The organism is Marivirga tractuosa DSM 4126, assembly GCF_000183425.1.
GTDB classification, from domain to species: Bacteria; Bacteroidota; Bacteroidia; order Cytophagales; family Cyclobacteriaceae; genus Marivirga; species Marivirga tractuosa.
In genome coordinates, this window is sequence record NC_014759.1 from 2,927,117 (window position 1) to 2,944,545 (window position 17,429).

Consider the following 17,429-nt stretch of genomic DNA (forward strand, 5'->3'; position numbering starts at 1 on the left):
TCAACCAAAACTTAAGGCAAAAAATCAGGTTTGTCCAACTTATTATTTATTCTGTAAGCAGCATTTACCAAACCTACATGGCTGTAAGCCTGCGGGAAATTTCCCCACATGGAACCGTCTGATGATTTTACATCCTCACTTAACAAGCCCACGTGATTAGAATAGCCCACTAGTTCTTCAAAAGCTTCCATTGCTTCTTCTGTTCTGCCCACGCAAGCAAGTGCTTCCACATACCAAAAGGCACAAATCAGGAAGGTGGTCTCTGGTTCACCAAAATCATCTGCATGCTTATATCTGTAAAATAAGCCTTTTCCTACTCTTAAGTCTTCCTCTAATGCCTTAAGATGATCTTTAGCTTTTTGGCTATCATGCGGAATATAATTCATCATAATGAGTTGCAGAGTGCTGGCATCCATTCTATCCACTCCCTCAGCTTGTGCATAAGCTTTTCGGTTTGGCGCATAACATTTCTCAAGATGAGCAGCAGCTTGCTTCAATAATTTCTCCGCTTTTCTTCCTAGTTCAATTTCTCCAATTTCTCTGGCTATTTTCATAGCAGCATGGCTCCCAGCCCATTGGAAAAGATGAGTATAGGCATGTTTTTGTTTCAGGTTTCTGAATTCCCATAAACCAGCATCAGCCTCATCCATTGTAAATTCAATTTTATCTAATATAGTCTGTAGTAAATAAGAAGATTGGGATTTCTCCATATTAGCAAATCGCTTATCTGTGTAGAGAGGCAAAATAGCTAGTAATATTTGGCCATAGACATCATTTTGAATGTGAGTGTAGGCGTCATTACCAAGACGAACCGGTTGATTTCCCATATAACCTGGCAGATCTAGCTCTTTCTCTATTATAGTGCCTTCTCCCACCAAATTATAGAGTGGTTGAACTCTTTCTTTGCCTCGCATTGGAATATTGGTGAGATATAAAAAATAATTTTCCATCTCTTCGAAGTGCCCAATATTATTGAAAGCGGTAAGGGTGTAGTAAGTATCTCGCATCCAACAATAGCGATAATCCCAGTTTCTGGTGCTGCCAGGTGATTCAGGTAAAGACATTGTAGGCGAGGCAATGATTCCTCCTGTATCTTCATACTGGTGAATTTTTAGTGCTAAAGATGAACGGATGACCTCTTCTTGATAATGTTGCCCAATACTGGTGGATTTTACCCAATTTTGCCAATAGAAAATGGTTTTACTAATGAAATTTTCAGCCGTCTCCTGCAATTCTGCTTCTAAAGGAGCACCATAGGTCATCACCATATAGCGTGTCTTGGTCAGCACAAACGGACTGCTGTCCATGACCATATTGATTGGAATATTTGTGGTCAGTCGCAAGGTTTCAGGTAATCCAAAATAGCGAATATGGCTGCTTCCCCTTTCACGAGTCAATTTTTTCTGTCCATAATCTCCTACTGGATTACAAACTACCCTCAATTGTGGCAAGCCTCTTAAAGGCTCGATTTTTCTGATCAACATTTGAGGTCGATAATAGCGATCAAACTGGCGGAAACGTGGCGCACAATCAGTGATTTTATAGGCAAATTCATCCGTTTCCACTATTGTTTCCAATACATTTGTATTGGGGATATATGCTTGGGTTACTTTATAGTTTTCTGAAGTGGGCTTAATGGAAAATTCTCCTCCTTTTTCCCCGCCAATCAAACTGCCAAAAATAAATGAACTGTCAAATCGGGGCATGCACATCCATTTAATGTCCGTATCTTTTCCGATAAGTGCCAAATAAGCACAATTGCCAATCATTCCAAGGTCGTAGGTATGTCTCTCTTGCATATTCTTGATTTCTTAAAGTCCGTAATTTTTAAAATTATTATGAAGGAAAAAAGTATAATGCCTCAAAACATTATTTACCATAAACAATCTCGCCCAAATTAGCATCAAAAATTTCGACTGCCTCTTTAATCAGACGAATGGCTTCCAAATAAAAATCGGGGTTAATTTTATCCGCAGTATCGGTTATTTTATGGTAATCAGGATGATCATCAACTCCAAAGTAAATAAATGGGATTTTAGCCTTATGAAAAGGAGCATGGTCAGAAGCAGTAACCCAATTAGGTTTTTTCTTGGGTTCATCCCTCCCAAATAACAATTTAATACTTTTGTCTTTTGCAGCTTCTGTTATCAAGGGTTTTAAAAAAGGAGTGAAATAGGTACCTACTACATATAATTCGTTTTTATCGCCACGACTTACCATATCCAGATTAACATTCATTATAATTTTACTGGTATCCACTACAACAGACTGCATAAAATGTTTTGCACCTTGCAATCCCATTTCTTCTGCATCAAAAAAGGCAAAGAGTAAATTGTTTTCAGGCTGGTTTTCTCTGAAGTATTCAGCTAAAGATAAAAGTGCAGTTATTCCACTGGCATTATCATCTGCTCCATTATAGATTTTTGTGCTATCTTTCATGCCAACATGATCATAATGTGCAGAAATTACTATAAAGTCTTCACCTGAATATCCTTCAATAAATCCTAGAACGTTAACAGCTGAAATCATGTCTTTTCCAAAAGTAAATGATTGTGTATAGTCTTGAACATAGGCGGAAACTCCTAGTTTTTGCAATCTTTGAATGATATATTTTCTAGCTATTTCATTGCCCATTGTGTTGGTTTTTCTGCCTTGCAAAGAATCTGATGCTAAGAAATACAAATCATTCATTACCTTGCTAGAATCAGGAAAAACTAAGGTTGAATCTTTTTGGGCAAAGCTCGGCTGTGCAATCAACACGGCAATAAAAACAAGGTAAAATTTCAATAACTTCATTTTAAAAAAAGGTTCTGTTATATTGTTCCGTTTTGGATGATAAAGAATAAATTTATAGATAATGACGTTAAGATTCAGCTGATTATCCAAAAATATTTAATTTTCCCTGGAAATTAATTTTATGCGACACTACATATTTACTGTTTTATTAGTTTTTTCAAGCCTGATGGGCTTTTCTCAGGAGCCTTTTCCCTTTTTGAATAAAGGCAGTCAACTGCCTACCGATCTTCTTAGCAAAAGGGCTGTGGTTTTTATGAATGTAAATTCCCTAAATTGGGAGGAAGAAGCACAAAAAATTCATAATAGTTTCATTGAGATTGGAGTAGATGCAGTAGCCTACTATGCTTTGTCTGATATAATGTCCGGGGAAGATGCTACCACTGCATTCTATGCTGACATTACTCAAAGAAGCATAAAAAACATGCTTATAGTCCATCAATCTGATGATGGATTTGAGCTTTATGCAACCAAAATACCCGAGGAAGGAGGATTCTTCCAAAAAGGAATGCAGGCTTTTTTTATGAAGGCGAATTCTTTAAAAGAGTTGGGTGCTGATTTAGAAATATTAGTGAATAAATCAGGTTTGGAAAGAGAAAACTTCCTTATTATTGATGTACCCGAAACTTTCAAAAGAACCAATGTTATAAAATCTAGAAGGGTCGCCAGTTTTAATCCTGATATAAGGATAGATAAGTTGGCGGTGCCTAAATTTGAAGAGAATATAATGCTTGATGTAAATGTGGAAAAAGCTAATGAGGAGTTAGATTCTATTATGAAACAGCATTATCCTTTTAAATATGGCTTGGTTGACCCTGCAATGAGTGCTGATGATATGATAAGTGAAGGCTATTTGATGGTGCTCAAGAAATTGCAAAATAATGGAGAAAGCCTCCGTAGAATGTTGGGCTACAACTTAGCGGAGGGCGAAACACTGTTGATTTCGGTTAGAAAAGGTGAGAATGAAAAGGTAATGAAATACCGAATAGATGAACATGTTCATAAATATTATGTACAGCAGCTATATACTAAAGATATTTATTTGGGAGACAGCTGGGATGCAGGCAAAACCTGGCAGGAAGCACTTATCAATCATGTGGAGAACTTAAAAGCTAAATTGCAGAAGTAATTCTTTCTAAACTATAGTTTCACAGGAACTTAAATGTATTGCTGGGATAAGAGGCACGGGTTTTGATAATGAAGATTAAATCTTTCAAAATTTATTATAAAATATGAAAAAGCTCAGTGCATTTATTTTCGCCATTTTATTGATGTATGTGACTCCGATTTTGAGAGCACAAGATAAATCATCAGGTAATAACCTAAGAACCATTTCTGTAAGTGGATTAGCTGAAAAGGAAATCCAGCCAGATATTATTTATTTCACTATTTCTTTAAAAGAATATCAATTAAAAACGGGCAGCAAATTCGAAATGAATGAGTTGGAGAATCAATTAGTCACCGCAGTTGAAAAAGCAGGAATAGAAAAGGAAAGCTTGACTGTTGAAAATGTATATGGCTACAATTACAGCTGGAACAAAAAGACAGAAAACAAAGACTTTATGGCAAGAAAACAGTTTCAGCTTAAATTACCTGATGCCAAAAAATTAAATGTAATTCTCTCCAAAATTGATCCGAAGGCAATTGAGTATGTACGTGTAAGTCAATATACTCATTCTAGATTACAAGAACTTAACCAAGAATTACAAGTGGAGGCGGTTAAAAATGCTAAAGAAAAAGCAGAAGCTTTGCTAAAACCACTCAATGAAAAAGTAGGAAAAGTAATGGAGGTGAATGAAAACCAACAAAATTTTCAACCTATTTATTATAAATCCTATCAAAACAACCGTATGATGTCAGCATCGGCTGATGAAAGTGCTTCAATGGAATCTGACTTAGACTTTAAGAATATCAAATTAAAAGCAGAAGTACATATTGTCTTTTTGATTCAGTAAATTGTAAATAAGCTTATATATTGCAGCTGAAAATACTAGTGCCTATCAGGCAGTAGTAAGAAAGATCATCTAAACCTTTGACAGGCAATGTCAAATGATGATTTTGTAAGTGATGAAATTTCAGAATCAATATAAAAACTTTTACTATGCAACCAATAGAAATCAGTAGCTATGAAGATTTTAAAGCCTATGAGGGACAAGAATTAGGCGTCTCTGATTGGCATACAATTGACCAAAATCAAGTGAATCAATTTGCCGATGCCACTCTTGACCACCAATGGATTCATTTGGATGAAGAAAGAGCTGCCAAAAGTCCCTTTGGGGGCACAATTGCACATGGGTATTTAACGCTGTCATTAGCACCATATCTTTGGGAGCAAATTGCCCATGTTACAAATCTGAAAATGATGATTAACTATGGAATTGAAAAAATGAAATTCAATCAGGCTGTGAAAGTTGGTTCAGCGGTAAGGTTAAAAGCAAGTCTAAATTCTATAGTAGATTTACGAGGGGTGAGCAAAGCTCAAATTGATATTGTAATGGAAATCAAAGATGAGAAAAAGCATGCTTATACAGCATCACTCATATTTTTATATCATTTCAATAAATAAGATGTATCAGAAAAATACAATATAATTAAATAGAAAAGGATTTTTTGAAAAGAGATACTTAGACAGTAGCTTCTATGTTGCTGTCTTTTTTAACTTCTTCAGAGGCATAAGTTGGACATGTTCTCTGTGCACATGCTGAAGCAAAAAGTATTAATCCTGATATTGCTGCGAATAATTTGATAGATTTTTTCATCTGGTTCTTATTTTAAAGATTTATAACACAAATTTAGTTGGATATTATTTTAGAAAAAAGACGGATTGGCTGATTTGTTACTTCTTCTCGATTAATATGTCTGCTGGAAACTATAATCGATAAACGGTAAATTTTCAACAACAAAGCCTTAAAATCACAAGATTAAAAAAATTTATCTTTTTCATTAGGCTGTAAGGTTAAACTTTTAACCGTAGCAAGACTAATAAAGTTTACATTTGCGTATAAAATAATACATCAAAGCGAGTGTTATTTATTTATCAATATTATAATTTTTAAGTAAAATTTAAATCAAAATTTCTAAATTCTTAATTTTGAAAAAACACATATATGAAAAACATCATTTCATCCGTATTTATTGCCTTATTTCTCATTTCCTGTGACACTTCTAAAGAAAAGAAGGAAGAAACTTTAGGAGAATCCGCGGAAAAGGATTTACAAGTTCCTTCTTTTAGTGGCGGAAATGCTTATCAGTATGTTCAAGAACAAGTGAATTTTGGCCCAAGAGTTCCTAATACTCCACCTCATGCTGCAACTGAAAAGTATATCGTAAATCAATTGGAAAGTTTTGGTGCAAAAGTACAAACTCAAAAATTTGAAGCAGACACTTATGATGGAGAAATCTGGAATCTAACCAATATAATTGCTTCCATTCAACCGGAGAAAAAGAAACGTATTATATTAGCTGCACATTGGGATACTCGAAAAATAGCGGATAAGGATGCTGAACGAAAAGATGAGCCAATAGATGGAGCAAATGATGGCGGAAGTGGTGTTGGTGTAATCTTAGAAGTGATTAATGCTATTCAAAAGGCTGAAAACAAACCTAATGTTGGGGTAGATGTGATATTTTTTGATGGTGAAGATAATGGCGAGCCTTACGGATTATCCACTAACGATCCATCCAAAACTTGGTGGTGTTTAGGCTCACAGCATTGGAGCAAAAATAAGCATGTGCCAGGTTATTCAGCATATTATGGAATTTTATTGGATATGGTAGGTGGAGTTAATGCGCAGTTTCATAAAGAGGGTTATTCCATGAAATATGCTCCTAGTATAGTTGAGAAAGTATGGAATACAGCTGATCAAATTGGCTTTGGTCGGTATTTTATTAATAATCGTGTTGGTCCGATCACAGATGACCATTACTTTGTAAATGAATTTGGTAAAATTCCAATGATAGATATCATTGCGCACGAACCAACCTCAGGGGATTTTTTCCCTGATTTCCACCATACCCATAAGGACAATATGGATATTATATCGCAGGAAACTTTAAAGGCAGTCGGGCAAACTTTACTGCAGGTTATTTATGAAGAATAAAGTCACCCTTAACTAAATAAAAGGAGTTTTCAGTATTATAAGATTACTTTATGAGCTAAAATGTAACCTTAAGTTCTGCTAGAAAAATAGCATACTTAATATACCACTCAACATAATAACCTTACAGAAGTTGCTCAAGAAATGATAATGTTTAATAGTATCGGCAAGACTTAATTTGTGAATAAAATAGATAACAAAAAGTGTTAACCCTGAGAAATAGAAATATAGAATATCATTTTCAAGAAATTGAGTCATATAAAAAATTAGGAAGTAGAAAACTGCAATAAGAATATACAATAGCAGTTTAGTCTTTCGAACCCCCCAAATAATCGGCAGTGTTTTACAACCAAAATTGGCATCTCCTTTCCAGTCTTCCATGTCTTTTACGATTTCACGAATCAGGCTGATGGCAAATGCAAAAAGAGCATAAGTATGAACTAAAACAGGTTTTTGCCCAAAATATAGAGAAATGATCGATATTGAAAGTCCTGTTAATGCTGCTACTATAAAATTCCCAATAAAGGGCAATCTCTTCAATTGATTAGAATACAGCCAAAGCATAAAAGCAGCTCCAAAGTGAATCGCTCCAATCTTCCAATCCAATAATGTACCGATAATAATGGCGGCAAAATTCAAGAAAGTATGCCAAAATAGGACAACTCTTCGTTTAATCACCTTCCCGACTATAACTTTTTCGGGCTTATTGATGTAATCAATTTTTACATCATAATAATCATTAATGATATATCCAGCTGCTGCTAGAAAAACAGTGCTTAAGCTCAGAAGAAAGAGTTCAAGATTGAAGACAGAAATTCCATCCAATAAAAATAATGCTGTAAGGTATTGAGTAAGCACTATAATGAGCAGATTTTGAATTCGAATCAGCTTTACAAAACCTGGAAATGAAAAGTTTTTGGGCAACTGCTGTGTCATTTATAGCGTGAACTGATTTTACTTTTTAAATTTCACCATTCAATTTCTTTTGTCCTAATAGGCCGTCTTTTATTTTTCGGAAATTATCATGTTCTCAATGTCAGTAGCACATTCCCACCACAAAACAAAAGGTAGCCAAAGGCTACTATTACTTTAACCACTAAGTGCCGCAGAGGCATTCACAAAGGTCAATAATTAACCATATACAGCTGATTATTTCACTGTCATGCCTTTTCTCCCAACCTAATCAAGAATCAAACATACGAGAAACAAGAGAACACAATAGAAAATAACCTTGGCTATTTTTCCAAACGATACATTCTCACTGGTTATCCAAAATATTCTGGCTAATCAATCTGTAAATTTCCTGCACATTTTCATCGCTTTGAAGCATTTCCATATGCTTATCCAAAGTTTCCAGATCACCTCTTTTAGCTGGACCGGTTTGTACAGATTTCGGAGAATGTTTTAGTGCTTTTTCTATAGTTTCCAAAACCAGTGGATGAAGCAAAGAAAAATCCAGCTGAGCATTTTTCATGATATTCTCAGAAATGCTCATCATGTGATTGGTGAAATTGCAAGCAAAAACTGCCGCCAAATGCATTTGCTTTCTTTGTGCAGTAGAAACAATTTTAATGTTCTTGCTTAAAGATTTTGCGAGAATATTTAAGATTTTTAAAGCCTCCTTATTTTCACTTTCTAACAGAAATGGAATTCTTTCAAAATCTAGTTTTTTGCTTTTAGAAAATGTTTGCAAAGGATAGAAGACACCTGTTGCAGCTGCTGATGAATATTCCATTGCATCCAGACCTTTGCTACCTGATGTATGCACCATTAAGCTTTGTTCAGGCAGTTTAATTTCTTGTGCAATGCTTTGGATAGCATCATCTGGAACAGCTAAAATGAAAATTTGTGATGGGCTATCTGAAAAATCTAAGCTTTCTTTAATCTTTGCATTATACAGATTACCCACCAATTTCTTAGCTGATTTTCCATCAGGCGTATAGACTTCATTCACAAAATGGCCAACGTTTTCAAGGGCAGGTGCCAAATGCCAGGCTACATTTCCTGCACCTATAAAACTGATATGGTAAGCTGCATTTTTCACTCTAAGCCTTTACGCTTCATTTTATAAAATTCCGAATATCTTCTATAAATTGCCATTCCAAAACCAATAGTCAACACCAAGGTGCCAATCCAAAGGAGATTTATCAATGGTTTTTCAAGTGCTTTTAGGATGATATAATCTTTTTGAGTAGTTCTTACTGAAAGCGTAAAAGTATTGGATTCAGGTTTGATATTTTCGATATTCAACTTCACACCGATTTCCCTATTTTCATCAGAGATTCTGCCTGCCATATTATCACGAATTAGGTAATATGGATTTAGGATATAATCTTCTCCATCTCCATACACTTTTATCGTAGCTCTTACAGCTAGATCATTTCCTTTCAATTTTTCACCCTCGATTTCATCCACTCTATTTACCTCTTCCAAAACAGTGACAAAGTCATTCAAGAAAAACTTCTCGCCAAAGGTAACTTCCATTTCCTTAGCTTCAGACCATTCAATTTCTTGAGTGGGGTCTGGAACGGAAGAAACGTGTGTGTATAAATCTTTAGTGAGTTTTCTTTTAATGTCCGGAGAAGAAATCAGTCCGCCCATATCAGCATTAATTTGAGCACGAGGGAAAAGAGAAAATTTATCTCCGTTCGCATGCAAATAATCTACTTTATAGTAATGGTTAGCTCCATAAACTTGTAATGTATCCCCCACATTCAAACTTTCATCTTCTCGCTGGATTTTTCTTTTGACAATCTTTGAGTTTTCATCTGGAGTATTTTCCAAATAACCGGCTTTTACATATCCTCCATCATAAGTTTCAAAAAACCGCCCTTTGTAAGTTAAGGTATATTCGCCCATCGTTTGTGGGTCGTTAATGAATAGTGGAATATTTTCCTGATTAAAGTTGTCCTCTACTTCTTCCGAATTGGTTAATAATAATCCAGTTTCATTCAAAGAAATGGTTCTTGAATAACCTGTCGAGAATAATATTCCCAATAGCATCATTCCTATGCCAATATGCGCAATGGCACCTCCTGAAAGCTTATAATTACTTCTTACAATTTTTATGAAGATTTTAGCATTTGCCGCTATCGTATAAATTGATGCAATAATTAATAAGATATATGGAATATTTGTAATTCTGCCTAATACAATAATTAATGCAGAAACTACTAATGTGATCAAAATTGGAAACAAAAGGGACTCCTTCACTTCTGATTTTTTCATCTTCTGCCACCAGAAAAACTGACCGGTTCCAGATAAAATCGCTAATCCTATTGCGAACCACATTTGCCATTTGGTGTAAAAAGCAATTTGATCAGCTGGAGGCGCTAAATTAGAAATGCCTCCGAATGATTGAATGATAGAATTATAAACTGGAATAGAGGTTGGCAATAATATTTGAAAGCCCATTAAACATAATAAAGTGGCTCCCATAAAAATCCAGAATTCTCTGGAATAGGTAGAAACTTCTTTCTCTGTAGATGGAATATGTTTCCAACGAACTACTGCCAATACAATCGAGACAATTAAGAAACTTAATAAGTATAAAAGCAATTGGCCTGACAAGCCTAAATCAGTGAATGAGTGTACAGATGATTCACCTAGCACTCCACTTCTTACCATGAATGTAGCGTATAAAACCATGAGAAAAACTGAAAGCACCAAAATAATAGAAGCTTTCAGTGCAGTTTCGCTCTTTTTATAGGTAATCATGGTGTGAATACTGGCCACTAAAACAAGCCAAGGCACCAAAGAAGCATTTTCAACTGGATCCCAATTCCAAAAACCTTCAAAGTTTAAAGTTTCATAAGCCCAATAACCACCCATTAAAATCCCTACACCTAAAATAGAAGCGGAGAATAAAGCCCATGGTAGAGCAGGCCGAACCCAACCTTTAAAATCTTTTTTCCATAACCCAGCGATGGCATAGGCAAATGGAATTAAAGTGGTAGCATAACCCAAGAATAATACGGGCGGGTGAATCACCATCCAATAGTTTTGCAATAAAGGATTAAGACCTGTCCCGTCCTCAGGAACGTAATCAGGATTGATGTTGAAAATTGGGGCATCCATTGCATCTCTTAATAAAATGAAAGGAGAACTACCAATTTTAAAATCACCAATCACCACGCCCAAAATCATGGAAGCTAGGAAAGCTTGCACCACTGAAAAGCTGACCATCACAGATGGAGCCCATTTTTTATTGGTCAGTAATATGATAAAACCTAAAAGGACATTCCAGAAAGACCAAAGCAAGAAACTACCTTCCTGTCCTTCCCAGAACGAAGAAATGATATATTCTACTGGAAGCACTTTAGAAGAGTGGCTCCAAGCATAAAAATATTCATAGTAATGATTGGAAATGATGGTAAAGAGCGTAATGACAATGCCGAAAACCGCTAAGCCATGAATGATATAAGTAATTTGCCCATTTTTCATCCAGCCTTTTTGCATTTCAGGCAAGGGGCTTTTTTCTGCTTTGTAAAAGTTAAATATGGAAATAAGGGCGGCTACAAAGCTTATAATAACAAAAAGGTGACCAATGTCACCTATTGTAGTATGTATCATATTTTATGAATCAAATTAAATAACTGTTTCTTCTTGATATTTTGACGGGCACTTCATTAAAATTTTATCGGCAACAAAAGTCCCTTTTTGGAATGAACCAATCACCACCACTTGCTCCGAGCGCTTGAAATCTGCTGGCATAGGTTCATTGTAAAATACTTCTTGTTCTATTCCATTTTCATCTACCATCATAAATGTAAATGAAAGTTTATCATCAGATGGGTTTAAGCCAATAATTTCACCTTCAGCGCTTTTCTTTAATTCACCCACCACGTGGATTTTTGTATTATTTCCATCCAATGCCATGTCGTGGGCATCTTTGAAAGTAACATAGGAACTGGCATCACCCGCAGTGGAAACAATCATCATAATAGCGGCTGCGATTACAATTATGCCAAAAATATAAGACTTCTTCATAACTAAAATTTATTCTCCGATTGAAACAAAGGTACTGTCTAAAAAATTCTTTATTCCCTCTCTTTTAATGATTTTTCTAATTTTTTTACTTTTCGTTCGGTCATGATAACATAAATCATAAATCCCGCAAAAAGTGTTACGATAATGGCCACCAAAACGTATATTTTTCCATCGGCTCTCATGCTATCTGCCATTTCAATTTGAGAATTGGAATAGTCCTCTTCTGCTATTTCAGTCTTTTGCGCAGATAAGCCTAAACTTACCATGAGCAATGCAAAAACCAATATATATTTAATCTTCTTCATCAAATTTCGATTTTATAAATGATAATCTAATTCTTAATTCCGTCAGCCAAACGCCCAATAATGTCCATCCTATTACGGCAGGATAAAAAACCATTCTTAATCTTCCGTCTAACTCGTAAGCATTAAAACCCGGATTCCCTCCATTTCCTGGATGTAAAGAATCCGTCAATCGTGGTAAAATGAATAGTAAGGGAATTAAGGTGGCGTAGGCAAAAATATTATAAACTGCTCCAATTTTAGCTTTTTGTTGGGGGTCGGTTATGGAATTTCGTAAAAGGATGTAGGCAAAATAAATTAGCATTCCGATTGCAGAAGCATTTTGCTTTGGATCTCCGCTCCATGGTGCTCCCCAGGTGTAATTTGCCCAAATCATTCCTGTAGCTAAACCAAGTATTCCAAAAAGAATAGAAGTGTTTACGAGCTCTATTGCATAGGTATCGTATTTTAAATTACCAGTCCTTAAATATCTTATAGAAAACACTGCAGAGGCAGTCAACATAATCACCATTCCAAACCACATAGGCACATGAAAATGCATGGCGCGGATGGTTTCATTTAAAATTGCTAGTCGAGGAGCTTCGATGAGTAATCCAGCGATAAGTGTGTAAAACACCAACGCAACCCCTATAATTTTCCACCAAGTTTTTCTCATTTCATATATAGAATAATAATAAATCTAACAAACACTTATTAGTTGGTCCTCATTATCAAGCAGAGACAAGTTCATCTCTTGTATTTGCCTAATAGGCTCTATTTAATTTCTCCAGATAAAAGGAAATAAAATATATGCCGTAGTGATAACAATTGCATCTACGGATATTAAAGTAAACAGTTTGTCATTCATTAAGCTAATGTTAATTCCGTCTATTGCATTTTCAGAAAGCCTTACAGACATCAACAATATGGGCAATAAAATTGGGAAACTTAATACTGCCATAAGTGCTGTACTATTATTGGCTTTGGAGACAATCCCAGAAACCAAAGTTAAGACGCCTGAAAACCCAATGGAAGCAAATAATATAGTTAAAAGGAAGTAGACATAATTCGAGACTGGGTTTCCCAGAATTAGCGCATAGACTGAAAAGCCAATTAAGGCAATCAAAACCGAGAGCAAAATATTGAAAATAAGCTTACCACTTAGGATTACCTGTGGTTTACATAAGCTGTAGTAATACAGCATCCTGCCCTCGCCTTCTTGCAAGAAACTTTTGGCAACTCCATTGATATTAGCAAAAACAATGATAATCCAAAACAATGCATTCCAAGTTATACTCTGCATCTGCCCTGTCTTCAAATTGAAGCTTAAGTAGCAGATGAAAATGGTACTGACCAAATACAGCAATATTCCATTGAATGCGGTTTTATTTCGCCATTCTAATTTCACTTCTTTTTCAAAAATGGATATCACTTGTTTTATCACGCTGCAAATTTAATAGATAAAGCCTAATAAGACATGGTAAAAACCGAATGTTGTGCTTAATTTGCGCAAAAATTTAATCATGAACATTACACCGACCGATTTTGATGACTTATTTATCATTGAACCCACTGTTTACGAGGACTCAAGAGGCTATTTTTTTGAAAGTTTTCATCAAAAGAAATTCGAAGATGCGACAGGTATTAAATGTGAATTCGTTCAAGATAATCAATCTCGCTCACTACATGGAGTAATTCGTGGACTACATATGCAAGTTCCTCCGATGGCACAAGCTAAATTAGTTAGGGTTCTGAGAGGGGAAGTATTAGACGTGGTGGTAGATTTAAGAAAAGACAAGCCTACTTTCGGAAAATCATTTTCTATTCACCTTTCTGCTGAAAATAAGCAACAACTGTTCATTCCAAGAGGTTTTGCCCATGGTATTGCAGTTTTAAGTAAGGAAGCAGAATTCTTCTATAAATGCGATAATTATTACAGCCCTGAAAATGAAAGAGGCATCATCTACAATGACGCCTCCTTAAATATTGATTGGAAAATTGATTCTGAGAAAAGGATTATTTCTGAAAAAGATCAGAAAAATTTAGATTTTTTTAGCTTCAGCTCGCCTTTTTAAATCTTCTTTAGCTTGTCTGGTTTTCTGTTCAATTTTATCTAAATATTGAAGAAATAAACTTAGTGCGATAATTATACCCGCTATACCTAATCCGGTTAATCCACCATAAAACCCTAATTTTATAAGTCCTGCGCTGGCAGGCTGAGAATAAACTGTGAATCCATCGATTAATTCAAATTGAGGTTCTAAGAATAATTGACGCTGAATATCAAGTTTCTTTTCATAGGCTTTTCTTGATTCATTGAAAACTGATATAGGATTGGTTGTTTGTTCGTCAGCTAAAATGACATTATTAGAGCCATCTCTATCTCTTTCTCCTAAAGTTCTAAAGTTTTTGAAAAGAATTTCTTTTAAGCTATCTAATTCTGCTAACTCTCCTTCAATATTCTCGGCTTCAAGTTTTAAATTCTGCTCTTGGATTTTTAGCCTCTTCGACACAAATGGATTCTCCTTAAAGTAATTTAACAAAGGTTCTTCCAAATCATTTATAATACTTCTATCTAAAACTTCTACAAAAATTCGATAGGTAGATTTATTATCCATACTCAACCTTTCAACAAATCGGTTAATTACCTCTTCATCTTCTATCTCCCCCCTTAATTGCTCTTTGAAAATTTCTAACTCTATAACTTCCTCTTCGGATACGAATGGTTCATAAGAAAAAGCAATGATGTTGTTGGCTGTAGCAGTATCGATTTTCAGTACTTTCGCAAGTTGGGTACGGTTATCTTCTTTAGTTAAAAGATCCAATTTATCAATAGAACTTTCCATTAACCGACCACTTAAATAAGTTGATCTTAGTAAAATAGAACTCTTGTAGATGTCTGGAGTTACAAAATGAACTATTATACCGCCAATCCCACCTAAAAGCCCTAAAATGACAATCAACTTAATATTGTTAAGAATAGCATTTTTGATTGCAACTATAAAGAGAATGATATTTAGAAAAATATTGCTGAAGAAGTTTCCAATAGCGGTGAATAATTCTCTCAAATCAATTTCATCTGAGCTATTGTTTGGTTTCTGGGTTTTATCTACCTCTGACATATTCTTAAAAAAATTTTTACAAATAAACGGAAGTTTTGCCAACTATTGAAATAAAAACAGTAATGAATCCTTGATTCTGTCATACAATCTTTATTTTTGAATTCAGTTAAATAGAAAAAAGCATTGAAAACTATCTTAGTCACAGGAGGAGCGGGCTTCATTGGCTCACATGTTGTTCGATTATTCGTAAACCAATATCCAGATTATAAAATTATTAATTTGGATGCTTTGACATACGCAGGAAATCTGGAAAACTTGAAAGATATTGAGGATAAACCTAATTACGTCTTTGAAAAAGGGGATATAACTGATGAGGCTTTCATTTTTCATTTATTTGAAAAGTATGATTTTGACGGAGTGATTCATCTTGCTGCTGAATCTCATGTAGATAGATCCATTAGCAACCCTTTAGAATTTTTAAAGACAAATATTTTTGGAACAGTGACTTTGTTGAATGCCGCAAAGGATCAATGGAAAGAAAATTTCGAAGGAAAGCGTTTTTATCATGTATCCACCGATGAGGTATATGGTTCAGTAGATGATGGTGGTTTTTTTACTGAAGAAACTTCTTATGATCCGCAGTCACCCTATTCAGCCTCTAAGGCAGGTTCAGATCACTTCGTAAGAGCTTATGCGAATACTTATGGACTACCGATTGTGATTAGCAACTGCTCCAACAACTATGGCCCGAATCAATTTCCTGAAAAGCTGATTCCATTATTTATCAATAATATAAGAAATAATAAAGCCTTACCGGTTTACGGGAAAGGGGAGAATATCAGAGACTGGCTTTATGTGATCGACCACGCCACGGCCATTGACTTGGTATATCACAAAGGAAGAAACAAAGAGACCTATAATATTGGTGGTTTTAACGAATGGAAAAATATAGACTTAATTAAAGTCATGTGTAGAACCATGGACGAAAAGCTAGGTAGAGAGGCTGGGACGTCAGAAAAGTTGATCACCTACGTGAAAGATCGAGCCGGTCATGATTTAAGATATGCCATAGATGCCAACAAGATCATGAATGAATTGGGCTGGAAACCGAGTCTTCAGTTTGAGGAAGGGATTTCCAAAACCATTGATTGGTATCTGGATAATGAGGAATGGCTGAAAAATGTTACCTCGGGTGCTTATCAAAAGTACTATGATGAAATGTATAAAGAAAGAACCTAGATATTAGAATTTAGACACTTAAACTATAAACAAAGATCTATAAAAATCTGTCTAGAATCTAGCTTCTAGACTCTAAAGTCTATCGATATGAAAGGAATAATATTAGCAGGTGGATCGGGTACAAGATTACATCCGTTGACTATAGCACTGAGCAAACAACTGATGCCTGTGTATGATAAACCGATGATTTATTATCCGCTTTCAACTTTGATGCTAGCTGGTATAAAAGATATTTTGATTATTTCAACACCTGAACATACAGGTCTTTTCAAGCAATTATTGGGAGACGGCTCTCAACTTGGCTGTAATTTTGAGTATGCGGTGCAAGAAAAACCTGAAGGCCTGGCACAAGCATTTGTAATTGGGGAAAACTTTGTGGGTGCTGATGATGTGGCCCTCATTTTGGGTGATAATATCTTTTATGGCTCTGGAATGTCCACTTTATTGCAAGCCAATACTAAGCCCGAGGGAGGAATAGTTTATGCCTATCATGTTCATGACCCGGAACGCTACGGGGTGGTGGAATTCAATGAGAAAGGCAAGGCTATTTCCATTGAAGAGAAGCCAGAAAATCCAAAATCATCTTTTGCTGTACCTGGTATTTATTTTTACGATAATCGAGTGATTGATATTGCTAAAAACATTAAACCAAGTCCGAGAGGAGAATTGGAAATCACTGATGTGAACAAAAAATATCTGGAAGAAGGTAAATTAAAAGTAAGTGTTCTCAATAGGGGGACCGCCTGGTTGGATACCGGAACATTTTCATCCTTGATGCAAGCCTCAGAATTTGTGAGGGTAATAGAAGAAAGACAAGGTTTAAAAATTGGTTGTATTGAAGAGGTAGCTTTCCGAATGGGCTTTATTGATAAGGAGCAATTACAGAAATTAGCAAAACCATTGGTGAAAAGTGGTTATGGTGAATACTTGATGCGTTTAATCAAACAATCAAAATAAAAATTGTGTAT

Annotated in this window: 18 protein-coding genes; 7 read left to right on the forward strand and 11 right to left on the reverse strand. The window is 35.3% G+C overall.

Features of this window, described 5'->3' with window-relative positions; genetic code table 11:
* Positions 1-11 precede the first annotated feature (11 nt).
* Together FTRAC_RS12370 and FTRAC_RS12375 are read right to left on the reverse strand one after the other, a co-directional pair.
* Positions 12-1,799: a glycoside hydrolase family 15 protein gene (locus FTRAC_RS12370; RefSeq protein ID WP_013454595.1), complete on the reverse strand. Its 1,788-nt coding sequence runs from the start codon at positions 1,797-1,799 to the stop codon at positions 12-14.
* Positions 1,800-1,869: 70 nt separating this feature from the next.
* Positions 1,870-2,796, reverse strand: a complete 927-nt coding sequence (locus FTRAC_RS12375; protein WP_013454596.1) for a M20/M25/M40 family metallo-hydrolase — start codon at positions 2,794-2,796, stop codon at positions 1,870-1,872.
* 121 nt (positions 2,797-2,917) lie between these two features.
* On the opposite strand from FTRAC_RS12375, the gene FTRAC_RS12380 reads away from it, so the two are divergent.
* The 3 genes from FTRAC_RS12380 to FTRAC_RS12390 all read left to right on the forward strand — a co-directional run bounded on the left by FTRAC_RS12380 (position 2,918) and on the right by FTRAC_RS12390 (position 5,359).
* Complete coding sequence (locus FTRAC_RS12380) at positions 2,918-3,922, forward strand: hypothetical protein (RefSeq protein ID WP_013454597.1); 1,005 nt, start codon at positions 2,918-2,920, stop codon at positions 3,920-3,922.
* A gap of 103 nt (positions 3,923-4,025) precedes the next feature.
* Entirely contained in the window at positions 4,026-4,748 is a 723-nt protein-coding gene (locus FTRAC_RS12385; RefSeq protein ID WP_013454598.1) for an SIMPL domain-containing protein, read from the forward strand.
* Positions 4,749-4,894: 146 nt separating this feature from the next.
* Positions 4,895-5,359: a MaoC family dehydratase gene (locus tag FTRAC_RS12390; protein ID WP_013454599.1), complete on the forward strand. Its 465-nt coding sequence runs from the start codon at positions 4,895-4,897 to the stop codon at positions 5,357-5,359.
* Between the two features lie 58 nt (positions 5,360-5,417).
* Here FTRAC_RS12390 and FTRAC_RS20110 read toward each other — a convergent pair whose 3' ends face one another.
* The gene (locus FTRAC_RS20110) at positions 5,418-5,552 is read right to left on the reverse strand and encodes a hypothetical protein (protein WP_013454600.1); all 135 of its coding nucleotides are present in this window, start codon (positions 5,550-5,552) and stop codon (positions 5,418-5,420) included.
* A 348-nt stretch (positions 5,553-5,900) separates the two neighbouring features.
* Between FTRAC_RS20110 and FTRAC_RS12395 the strand changes: the two genes are divergently transcribed.
* On the forward strand, positions 5,901-6,893 hold the full coding sequence (locus tag FTRAC_RS12395) for a M28 family peptidase (protein WP_013454601.1): 993 nt from the start codon (positions 5,901-5,903) through the stop codon (positions 6,891-6,893).
* 78 nt (positions 6,894-6,971) lie between these two features.
* Here the strand turns inward: FTRAC_RS12395 and FTRAC_RS12400 are convergent, their stop codons facing one another.
* The 7 genes from FTRAC_RS12400 to FTRAC_RS12430 form a co-directional block, all read right to left on the reverse strand.
* A complete protein-coding gene (locus tag FTRAC_RS12400; RefSeq protein ID WP_013454602.1) occupies positions 6,972-7,814 on the reverse strand; it encodes a geranylgeranylglycerol-phosphate geranylgeranyltransferase in 843 nt (280 codons plus the stop codon).
* Positions 7,815-8,148: 334 nt separating this feature from the next.
* A complete protein-coding gene (locus FTRAC_RS12405; RefSeq protein WP_013454603.1) occupies positions 8,149-8,934 on the reverse strand; it encodes a Rossmann-like and DUF2520 domain-containing protein in 786 nt (261 codons plus the stop codon).
* The gene (gene ccsA / locus FTRAC_RS12410) at positions 8,931-11,462 is read right to left on the reverse strand and encodes a cytochrome c biogenesis protein CcsA (protein ID WP_013454604.1); all 2,532 of its coding nucleotides are present in this window, start codon (positions 11,460-11,462) and stop codon (positions 8,931-8,933) included. The genes FTRAC_RS12405 and ccsA (FTRAC_RS12410) overlap by 4 nt, the downstream gene beginning before the upstream one ends.
* A gap of 15 nt (positions 11,463-11,477) precedes the next feature.
* Entirely contained in the window at positions 11,478-11,879 is a 402-nt protein-coding gene (locus tag FTRAC_RS12415) for a cytochrome c maturation protein CcmE domain-containing protein (protein ID WP_013454605.1), read from the reverse strand.
* A 50-nt stretch (positions 11,880-11,929) separates the two neighbouring features.
* A complete protein-coding gene (locus FTRAC_RS12420; protein WP_013454606.1) occupies positions 11,930-12,184 on the reverse strand; it encodes a CcmD family protein in 255 nt (84 codons plus the stop codon).
* Positions 12,171-12,836: a cytochrome c biogenesis protein CcsA gene (gene ccsA / locus FTRAC_RS12425; RefSeq protein WP_013454607.1), complete on the reverse strand. Its 666-nt coding sequence runs from the start codon at positions 12,834-12,836 to the stop codon at positions 12,171-12,173. The genes FTRAC_RS12420 and ccsA (FTRAC_RS12425) overlap by 14 nt, the downstream gene beginning before the upstream one ends.
* Positions 12,837-12,938: 102 nt before the next feature.
* On the reverse strand, positions 12,939-13,604 hold the full coding sequence (locus FTRAC_RS12430; RefSeq protein ID WP_013454608.1) for a heme exporter protein CcmB: 666 nt from the start codon (positions 13,602-13,604) through the stop codon (positions 12,939-12,941).
* 79 nt (positions 13,605-13,683) lie between these two features.
* Between FTRAC_RS12430 and rfbC the strand changes: the two genes are divergently transcribed.
* Complete coding sequence (gene rfbC, locus FTRAC_RS12435; RefSeq protein WP_041649817.1) at positions 13,684-14,235, forward strand: dTDP-4-dehydrorhamnose 3,5-epimerase; 552 nt, start codon at positions 13,684-13,686, stop codon at positions 14,233-14,235.
* Here rfbC and FTRAC_RS12440 read toward each other — a convergent pair.
* Positions 14,203-15,282 carry a hypothetical protein gene (locus tag FTRAC_RS12440; protein ID WP_013454610.1) on the reverse strand — a complete coding sequence of 360 codons (1,080 nt, stop codon included), beginning with the start codon at positions 15,280-15,282 and terminating at the stop codon, positions 14,203-14,205. The two genes, rfbC and FTRAC_RS12440, sit on opposite strands and share 33 nt — an antisense overlap.
* Positions 15,283-15,405: 123 nt before the next feature.
* On the opposite strand from FTRAC_RS12440, the gene rfbB reads away from it, so the two are divergent.
* Both rfbB and rfbA read left to right on the forward strand, forming a co-directional pair.
* Positions 15,406-16,461 carry a dTDP-glucose 4,6-dehydratase gene (gene rfbB, locus FTRAC_RS12445; RefSeq protein WP_013454611.1) on the forward strand — a complete coding sequence of 352 codons (1,056 nt, stop codon included), beginning with the start codon at positions 15,406-15,408 and terminating at the stop codon, positions 16,459-16,461.
* Positions 16,462-16,548: 87 nt separating this feature from the next.
* Complete coding sequence (gene rfbA, locus FTRAC_RS12450) at positions 16,549-17,418, forward strand: glucose-1-phosphate thymidylyltransferase RfbA (protein WP_013454612.1); 870 nt, start codon at positions 16,549-16,551, stop codon at positions 17,416-17,418.
* The last annotated feature ends 11 nt before the right edge of the window (positions 17,419-17,429 follow it).

Excerpts from the sequence above, each read along its gene's own strand:
- FTRAC_RS12370 (WP_013454595.1), bottom strand. The coding sequence starts at position 1,799 with ATGCAAGAGAGACATACCTACGACCTTGGAATGATTGGCAATTGTGCT.
- FTRAC_RS12375 (WP_013454596.1), bottom strand. The coding sequence starts at position 2,796 with ATGAAGTTATTGAAATTTTACCTTGTTTTTATTGCCGTGTTGATTGCA.
- FTRAC_RS12380 (WP_013454597.1), top strand. The coding sequence starts at position 2,918 with ATGCGACACTACATATTTACTGTTTTATTAGTTTTTTCAAGCCTGATG.
- FTRAC_RS12385 (WP_013454598.1), top strand. The coding sequence starts at position 4,026 with ATGAAAAAGCTCAGTGCATTTATTTTCGCCATTTTATTGATGTATGTG.
- FTRAC_RS12390 (WP_013454599.1), top strand. The coding sequence starts at position 4,895 with ATGCAACCAATAGAAATCAGTAGCTATGAAGATTTTAAAGCCTATGAG.
- FTRAC_RS20110 (WP_013454600.1), bottom strand. The coding sequence starts at position 5,552 with ATGAAAAAATCTATCAAATTATTCGCAGCAATATCAGGATTAATACTT.
- FTRAC_RS12395 (WP_013454601.1), top strand. The coding sequence starts at position 5,901 with ATGAAAAACATCATTTCATCCGTATTTATTGCCTTATTTCTCATTTCC.
- ccsA (WP_013454604.1), bottom strand. The coding sequence starts at position 11,462 with ATGATACATACTACAATAGGTGACATTGGTCACCTTTTTGTTATTATA.
- FTRAC_RS12415 (WP_013454605.1), bottom strand. The coding sequence starts at position 11,879 with ATGAAGAAGTCTTATATTTTTGGCATAATTGTAATCGCAGCCGCTATT.
- FTRAC_RS12420 (WP_013454606.1), bottom strand. The coding sequence starts at position 12,184 with ATGAAGAAGATTAAATATATATTGGTTTTTGCATTGCTCATGGTAAGT.
- ccsA (WP_013454607.1), bottom strand. The coding sequence starts at position 12,836 with ATGAGAAAAACTTGGTGGAAAATTATAGGGGTTGCGTTGGTGTTTTAC.
- rfbC (WP_041649817.1), top strand. The coding sequence starts at position 13,684 with ATGAACATTACACCGACCGATTTTGATGACTTATTTATCATTGAACCC.
- FTRAC_RS12440 (WP_013454610.1), bottom strand. The coding sequence starts at position 15,282 with ATGTCAGAGGTAGATAAAACCCAGAAACCAAACAATAGCTCAGATGAA.
- rfbA (WP_013454612.1), top strand. The coding sequence starts at position 16,549 with ATGAAAGGAATAATATTAGCAGGTGGATCGGGTACAAGATTACATCCG.